General features: G+C 38.8%; 3 protein-coding genes. All 3 read left to right on the top strand.

Translation table 11 applies throughout. From position 1 onward, the window contains the following. The first annotated feature begins 850 nt into the window (after nucleotides 1-850). The 3 genes from C8K15_RS19440 to C8K15_RS19450 all read left to right on the top strand — a co-directional run bounded on the left by C8K15_RS19440 (nucleotide 851) and on the right by C8K15_RS19450 (nucleotide 6,645). Nucleotides 851-1,678: a cupin domain-containing protein gene (locus C8K15_RS19440; protein WP_108588040.1), complete on the top strand. Its 828-nt coding sequence runs from the start codon at nucleotides 851-853 to the stop codon at nucleotides 1,676-1,678. 444 nt (nucleotides 1,679-2,122) lie between these two features. Continuing rightward, nucleotides 2,123-2,419 (top strand): hypothetical protein, encoded by a 297-nt coding sequence (locus C8K15_RS19445; protein WP_108588041.1) that lies wholly within the window; start codon nucleotides 2,123-2,125, stop codon nucleotides 2,417-2,419. Between the two features lie 119 nt (nucleotides 2,420-2,538). Beyond that, nucleotides 2,539-6,645 carry a phosphodiester glycosidase family protein gene (locus tag C8K15_RS19450; protein WP_108588042.1) on the top strand — a complete coding sequence of 1,369 codons (4,107 nt, stop codon included), beginning with the start codon at nucleotides 2,539-2,541 and terminating at the stop codon, nucleotides 6,643-6,645. Nucleotides 6,646-7,386: the final 741 nt, after the last annotated feature.

A 7,386-nucleotide genomic window follows, 5' to 3' on the forward strand; every position in this document is an offset into this window, starting at 1 on the left:
ATGTTGTGGATATAAAGACGCATGTAACTCAAGTATTGGTTTATTTAATTGTGCAATTAACTCATAATCAATTGTTCGAGTAATTTTCATACCTATCTCCTCCAAACGAAATTTCCATAGCCAGTCAGTTAACCAAATAGTGAAGTTATACATCTTTCTTCTTTCAATATTATCCGTAACCAGATTCCATCAATTCAATTCCTTAACTGGATTGTGTCGCGTTACATCCTAGGTTGACTTACACGCGGCGTAGGATGTTTTCGACTCCATTGCTTAACAAGAATCAGCTGCCATGAATGGCAGCTGATTCTTGTTGTTATTTTAAGGTTCTTGAAATCCATAGACAGCAACAAAAATTAGCACACTGTAAAAAAGCATGCTAGAAATATTTAAAAAAATAAGGTAAAATCTCACATTCCCCTTAACACCGAATATTCCAGAAATAAGTCCAATTAACGCTGGAATAGGTAGAGCAAAGAGACCAATTTTCCCTTCTAAACCGAACGCGAAAAACCCAGTATTTGTGAATAGGAGAACGAAAATTGGGATGAAAGATAATAACAAGAAGACAAGTGATAACCAGGACAGATATTTCTTTATCAGAAAAACACCACCATTCAAGTGATTATTTCCTCTCGGAACCTGGTTGTATTACGTCATGCTCAGTAAGTTGACATAACACGCGGATGAAGAAGTATTCAACTTCATTACCCTTTAATTCAAAGAAAAAGGTGGAGGTTAAGGAACATAATACAAATAGTATGTGATTTAAGCGAGACTGGAGTCTAAGTACATTCCTTTATCACGTTGCATAGGATAATTTTATAAACTGTGAGGGGATTTGAGAAAAATGTACTATGTTCCTTATATGTATCAATATCAATACCCGTATTGTGCTAATGTACCAGTGAACAATTACTACGGAAGACAATCGGTTTACTGGGCATATCCTAATGAGTTAGAACATGCAAACAGATTTGATTCTTATCGCTCTTCCAAAGGCGAGGGTAGTATATTGTTAACAGATTATGGACCAAAACCATTTGTCGTTAACATCAATGAAGCAACTAAGCAAAACAATACTTATCGTACTGCTTTATGGACAGGGACACATTTACAAGTTACTTTAATGAGTCTCAATGTTGGAGAAGATATCGGTTTGGAAATCCATCCTGACGTCGATCAATTCTTACGTATTGAACAAGGCCAGGGGATTGTTCAAATGGGAAAAAGTAAAGATAATTTAAACTTTAATAGATATGTCTACGATGATTCTGCAATCTTGATTCCTGCTGGGACATGGCATAATGTAACAAATACAGGTAATATTCCACTAAAACTTTATTCGATATATGCTCCTCCTAACCATCCATTTGGTACTATTCATTCAACCAAAGCAGATGCAGTGGCTGAGGAAGAGGGTGGTAGTCATCCCAATGGAAATACCGTTATTTTTGGCAAGACTCCAGATGAATGGATACAGCACACGGAATTTTTGGTTAATGAAGGATTAGAGGATGTTAAAAGAGGAATAAATTCTACACATATTCTTCAAGAATTTATTCTAATGGGATTCCTTGTAGGTAAAGGGTATTCTCCTGAAAGTGCATATAAGACAGTGGAAGAATGGGAACGGACAGGAGAATCCAAACTTCTCCAACAAAGTAAAAATATGTAGAAATAGAGTAAAGAACCGGCTGCCTTTAAAAGGCGGCTTTTCTTATTGAGCAAGGAAGTTGAATACTTCCTCATCCGGATGTTAAGTCAAAAAATGGTGCATGTAGTATAGAATCCAGAATGGGCGTTTTTTATTTAGGCTTGTTTTAACACCAGACATAATATACTTCCTAGACCGGGGGTTATGTCAACCTACTGTGAATGCTCGATTTAAAGTCCTTAATGTTTATTTGATAGATCATTTACAAATCTATAACATCTAAGACGTATTTTATTAACAATACAGCTTTAATATATATATTAGTGGGGATAGCTTGAGTGGCTATCATGGTATTTGGCGAAGGAGGAGCCTATACCTTTTTATTTTTCGTTCTATTTATTGTTCGTTTTTCTTCCGTTACTTATAAAAGTGGGTGGTTAATTAGGAATTTAGGGGGGGGTTACAATGTTAACAGTTTCTGGAATTAATGATGAAGTGCTACCAATGACCCTAAATATTAAAGAAATTGACAAGCAATATATCATTAAGCAAAAAATATTTAAAGCATCAAATTTTTCAGTATACATAGTTACGCTTAAACAAGAAGGTACATTCTATGAACTCCTATTAATTAAAGATTTCAATTCAGAAGGACCATCAGCACATATTTGGCACAAAAAGCTTTGTATGAATTCTACTATTATAGAGATTGCAAAAGAAGTTGCTGAAGCTATCCAATCTGGATTCATTAAAAACGAATAAATAGTTTTCTTCAAACAATACAGACATTTTAATTAGAAAAGAACGACTTATTATTTAAGCAGTAATTGGTATAGACAACTAGACAACTAGTGAATAGGCTTAATTTTTGGAGGTGCTATATGAGGAAAAATTGGAAAAAAAGGATCTTTCCGATTACCCTGTCCTTTGCATTGGCAAGCAGTATTATTTCCCCAAGTCTTACATTAGCTTTAGGCAGCTTCGATTTAAACTCACCCGTCATTCAAACACCCATCAATGAATATCAAGCTAGTCTTGCTTCGGGTGTAATGGAAAAACACTACAGCTTTGAAGGAAAAGATGGAAAAAAGATTGAGAGTTTTGTAGTGGATGTTGATGTACAAAATTCTAGCGTATCCATTGAAGCAGGTACACCGAATGACGGAGCCGCATTTGGCCTTCAGCCCGTTAGACAGCAAGCCAATGCAGCAAATGGCGACAACCGTAAAGTAGTGGCAGCTGTGAATGCTGATTTTTATAATATGGCTACTGGTGAACCAATGGGCGTTGTTTACAAAGATGGACAAGCATTAAAGGCTCAGTATTCAGCATCACAAAAATTCTTCGGAATCAAAAAATCTGGTGAAGCCGTCATTGGGGACTCAACTCTATATGATGGAATGAAAGATCAATTAAAAGAAGCGCTGGGTGGGAATGCCATTCTCGTAAAAAATGGTCAAGTCTATCAAACTCCACAAACGGGAGCAGATAGAGAGCCTCGAACAGCGGTTGGGATTAAAGCAGACGGCGATGTGTTTTTTGCCGTGATCGACGGAAGACAAGAAGTTTATTCAGCTGGAATCTCCATGCCTGATTTAGCACAATTAATGATCGATTTAGGGGCAGTAAATGCGTTAAACCTTGATGGAGGTGGGTCTTCTACCTTCACAACTCGCGAACTGGGCGGCGATAATCTTGAGATAGACAATCAACCTTCTGATCGTTCAGAAAGAAGCGTAGCAAACTCTTGGCTGATTGTCTCGAAAGAGCCATCCGACCACCTTTTTGATTCGGCTCATATTGAACCATATGACCAATCCTTTACCCCAAGTGCCACGGTTCCATTTACGGCCAAGGGAAGAGACAAATCTATGGCTTCAGCATCTCTGCCAGCCTCCGGTTTAACATGGGAATTGTCTGATTCAACCTTTGGTACGATCGATGAGAATGGAAAGTTTTTATCAAATGGAAAAACAGGACAGTTGGAAATCATCCTGAAATATCAGGGCAATCTGGTTGGAAAAAGTATCGTTGAAATTGCCCAGCCTGATGAGATGTCCTTTACTTCAACAGAGCTAACAGCAGCTAAAAATAGTCAAACCAATTTAAACTTAATGACAAAATTCCAAAAGAGAAATGTACACTGGAACTCTCAAGATATGGAGTTTGACATCCCTGAAGGAATGGGAACCATTGATGAATCTGGTGTCCTCCATACTGGAGACAAAACGGTTTCAGGGACGATTACGGCTCGCTTGAAGGAGACAAACCTTTCAGCACAAATCAATGTTTCGGTTGGAAAGCTTCCTGAAGTCTTATTTGATTTTGAAGGCGGGCTTGAAGGCTGGAAACCATCTGTTGTGGGGCGCGGTGAAAAAGCGACACTTGGTTTGGCTGCCTATCCAGCACCAGTAAGATTCGGCAATCAGTCATTGAAATTGGATTTTGATCTAACAAGTGCACAAACTGGAACCACCCTTGGAGCCTATGCAGGACCTGGCTCAAATATCGCAATTCCAGATAATCCCTCCAGCATTGGAATGTGGATTTACGCAACTCCGGATGCACAAGGTTATTGGCTGAGAATGAACATTGTGGACGGAAACGGCAAAACGCAAACCATTAATCTTAATCAAGAAAAACCAGGGATCAATTGGACAGGCTGGAAATACATCGAGGCCGACATACCAGCCTCCTTTACAGGTCCGTTCAAAATATCAGGAACACAAGCGGTAAGATTAATGGTTACGAAATCAGGAATCACCGTACCCCTGAGAAAAGGCACCATCTATATTGATAATATTAGAGCCGTATATGGAGATAAAGTGGATGACTTAAATCCTCCAGTTATCCAATCAATTAACGTAGAAGGGAAAGAATTCACGACAAATGCGGTCAATTTGAAAGCAAACGTGAATGAATATGAAGATGATCCTTTTAAAACGGGAATTGACTGGGAAAAAATCAGATTTTTAGTAGATGGCAAAGACTACTCCAAATCAGAAGGTCATTTTTCATTTGATATGGATGGGTCGGTCTCATTAAGTGGATTACAATGGGCGGATGGAACCCATCAAATAACCCTTATGGTCCCTGATAAATTCGGAAACCAAGCCGTTAAAACGGTCTATTTTACCGTGAACACTGGCGCGGCAAAGATGGAATTGGTCAAAAAACAAGACCAAGCCCTGCTAGGTGATGTGTTTGACCTAGTAGTGAAGGCTGACAATCCATCTGAAATCTCTGGCTCCACCATTAAAATGCAGTTAGATAAGAACTTCCCAGTGGAAAATGTTGCTTTTTCTAATGGGTTCAACACAAGTACCTCAAGCTATGATACTGAAACTGGAATACTTACATTGAATCTAATGAATAGTGGCGAAACAGCGGCAACCGCAGAAGCTGCAACGATTCAGATTCGAATTCCTCCATCGACAAAAGAAGGCAGCAAATTAACCTATGAAATGATTGAAGCTAGCTTAAGCTACACGATACCAAAAGAAGAAAACTTCGTTTCAACGTATTTAATGGCACCAGCCAGCGTCGAAGTGAAAGGTGCCTTCGATATTATCGCAGAGCCTATATTAATCGGGAAGCCCGTTGTTATGACATTGAAAGATATGAACAACGAGTTAATCGCTGACGCAGAAATTTTCGCCATCATCAATGGCAACACGGAGCCTGTTCTAGTAGGAAAAACAGATGAAAAAGGTGTTCTCCGTGTGGATACTATCACAAATGAAGTGAAGAACATCTCTTTATATGCTGTAAAGGATGGAAAGTATTCGTTTAAAGTAAACACGCAGACCTATCCGCCTCTTATGGCGGTGACAGAAATAAAAAATATCCTTTCCACTCCAACAAGTGATCCTCATAAAGGAAAAGGTTTCACCTGGATGTCGAGTCCGTTAGCGAAAGAAAAACCCGTTATTCAATTTGCACGAAAAAAGGATTTTGACAAGAAAGGTGAACAGTCGCTAGAATCCATCGCCGGATCATCCACTAACCAGGTATTCTCTGGGGAGCAAGATCCTACGAAAAATGGAATCGTCCGAGTAAATGAAGTCACATTAAAGAAATTACAACAAGGGACAACATACGTTTATCGAGTGGGAGATGGAGAGAACTGGTCAGAGCTGCAAGAATTCACCACTTTAATGAGGAAGCAAAGCTTTGAATTTGCCGTTTTAGGTGACACGCAATCGCCAGCAGATTTAAGTGACTTTACGAAAATTCTTGGGGATCTTGATAAAAAAGACTTATCGTTCATGATCCATGTAGGCGATCTGATTGACGAATCCTCCAAATTTAAACAATGGGATGATACATTAAATGTCTTAAGCCAATACAGCAACATTCGTTCCACCGATCTTGTTGCGGCGCTAGGAAATCATGAATACATGGGAGATGCGAATGGTCAGCGAGCAAAAGCCATCTTAAACTCCCCTGAAAATGGACCTGAGGCAGACAAAGGCGGGACATATTCGGTTGATTACAATAACATGCACATTAGCGTACTAGGATACACCGATGATACCGAGATTCTGAACAAGCAGTTAGAGTGGCTGAAACAAGATGTTACGAATTCCGATAAACCTTGGAAAATCCTTGTGACACACAAACCTCCTTATTACACAAATCCGTTTGGCGGGAATGAACTCATGAAACAAAAACTGCCACCGGTCGTCGATGAATTAGGGATTGACATCGTGTTCTCTGGCCATGATCATTCTTATGGCAGAACGAAAAAGCTGAAAGACGGAAAAGAAGATCCGAACGGAACGGTTTATGTGGTCGCCGGTACAACCGGTAAAAAGCACTATGATGCCGTGGTAGATGAGAAATTTGACTTCGTCAACATGGAAAATATCGCAATTTCATTACAAGCCAAAGTGAACAAAGATCGAATCAGCTTCACCTCTGTTACATCTGACGGTGAAACCATTGATCATTTTACAGTTGTAAATGAAGATTATCATGAAGAGTAAAAAATAAAAAAGGTGCTAGATATCATCCGAATTATGGGTGGTACTAGCACCTTTTTATTGTTAAATTTACTTGTTAGTGAACTGGGAAGAAGCTAATCACCTATACATAAAAGGTGATTAGCTTCTTTTTCTCTTTAAATAGACTTTTTCAGTGCCCTCCTCATGGCACTTAGTGCTTCTTTAGGTTTAGCAAAAGCTGTGAATTGGGGCGAATTTTATTGCCCAAAGATTTATTAGATCGATTTCAATTAAAAGATGGCGATATGATTGATATTTCCTATAATGATACATAAATAATCATTGAGCCTCATCGTCAAACCTATGTGTGCTCGATTACAGGTAAGATTTCAACTGAGGCCGTTAAAATTGGTGAGGCATGGATTAGTAAAGATGGAATCAAGAAGTTAATTCAATACATGGATCAGTAAAAGCCTGAAATTGCTTCAGGCTTTTTATTATGAGAATGATTCGATTGTAGTGGTGATAGAGTGCAGTATCTGAATGAGGGGTTGAAGGACTCGGGCTGACGGAAGGCGCTTTATATTCTTATTTTGCTGAGGAATGTTTTAATGTTAGCCGGTATTTGGATAAGCGGAAAAGTGAGCAATTTTTATATAAATGTGCAGTGATGGGATTTGAAGAGCAGCTCCACTCCATTTTGGATGCAGTATTAGAAGAAAGGTCTAAAACTATTCGAAACAAAAATTTCGTTCACATTTTTGCTGTGGCTGAGCAGCTTTT

Origin of the sequence: Paenisporosarcina sp. OV554 (assembly GCF_003058165.1) — a bacterium.
Classification (GTDB): Bacteria; Bacillota; Bacilli; order Bacillales_A; family Planococcaceae; genus Paenisporosarcina.